1 protein-coding gene is annotated in these 1,439 nt (G+C 62.3%); it reads right to left on the bottom strand.

Translation table 11 applies throughout. The features are described from left to right. Nucleotides 1-1,439: Rib/alpha-like domain-containing protein (locus tag ACEUKI_RS10730; protein ID WP_374156889.1), on the bottom strand; the 1,439-nt coding region annotated here is incomplete at both ends.

Raw genomic sequence — 1,439 nt, forward strand, 5'->3', positions numbered from 1 at the left:
TCCTTCTCCTCCCCATCCTTCAGGCCATCGCCATCAGTGTCATCGTTCTTCGGATCGGTACCGTCCTTCTTCTCGTCGTCATCCTTGATGCCGTCGTTGTCATCGTCGTCATCCTTGATGTCCGGCGTGCCGTCACCATCGGTGTCCAGCTGGAACTCGGCATTGGCGCGATCGGTAACCGCACCGGAGTCCTTCGGGTAGGTCACCACGACCGGAACCTGCAGCACTTCCTCATCGGCTCCATCCTTGCCGGCAGGCGCCACGGTAACCGTGACGGTGCCGGTCTTCGGATCGATGCCCACCGTGTAGCCCTTGGGAGCGGTGAAGCTCTTGTCGATGGAGAACACCGTGCCGCTGGGATACGCGTCGCCCTTGTTGCTCGGCGTCGACGTCACGGTCTTGCCCGCAGGTGCGACCACCGGCGCATACTCAGGCTGGGGATCAAGCACCTTGTCAGGAGACTGAACCGTCACCGTGACCTTCGCGGTGTCCTTGGACCCGTCAGGATAGGTGACCGTCACGGTCTCCTCGATGACGTCACCAGGCTTGGCGGCGCCGGGAACCGTCACCGTGACCTCGCCCGTGTGCGGATCCACCGTCACCGGCGAGCCATCGGGAACACTGAACTTCGTACCCTCGGGCAGCTTGTCGTCACCCGTCTGGGGAACCTTCACGCTCTGGCCAGGCTTGCCCTGACCCGGCTTATACGAAGGATAGTGCTCGGCGTTCTGCTTCGGCTTATCCAGGACGGTCACCACGGTATCGATCGTCTCCGTCGTACCGTCAGGGTAGGTGACCAGCACATTCACCGTGTACGGGGTATTGGCATCGACCTCGGGAGCGGTGCCCGAGAAGGAACCGTCGGCACCAAGGGTCAGGTCGCCCAAACCGGCAGGCTTGGTATCGCCGAACGAGAAGTGCGTGCCGGCAGGAACGGCGGGATCCGAGACCGGAGCGGCAACCGTGTAGGCGTTGAGCTCAACAACCGTCACCGGCTTGTACTTCGGCTGGTACAGATCCTTGTCGTCCTTCTTGACGACGGTGACCTTGACGGGCACGTCCTCCTTGGAGCCATCGGGATAGGTGACCGTCACGGTTCCCTTGATCTCGGTGCCGGGCTTGACATTGCCGTCGATCACGACGGTGACCTCGCCCGTATTCGGGTCGACCTTCACCGGAGAGTCCTCGGGAACGGAGAACGTGGTGCCCTGGGGCAGCTTGTCATCACCGGTCTGCGGAACCTTCACGGTCTCGCCAGGCTTGCCCGTCTTGTCCTCATACGAAGGATCATGGGTCTGGCTGTCGGGCTTCGCGTTCTTGACCGTGACCTTGACGGCCTTCTCCTCGGCGGTGCCATCAGGATAGGTCACCTTCACGGTCACCGTGTAATCGGTATCCTTGTCCACCTGAGGGGCGGTACCGGAGATGGCGCCGGTCTG

Origin of the sequence: Bifidobacterium sp. 2450, assembly GCF_041900695.1 — a bacterium.
In the GTDB taxonomy this organism is placed as follows: Bacteria; Actinomycetota; Actinomycetes; order Actinomycetales; family Bifidobacteriaceae; genus Bifidobacterium; species Bifidobacterium longum.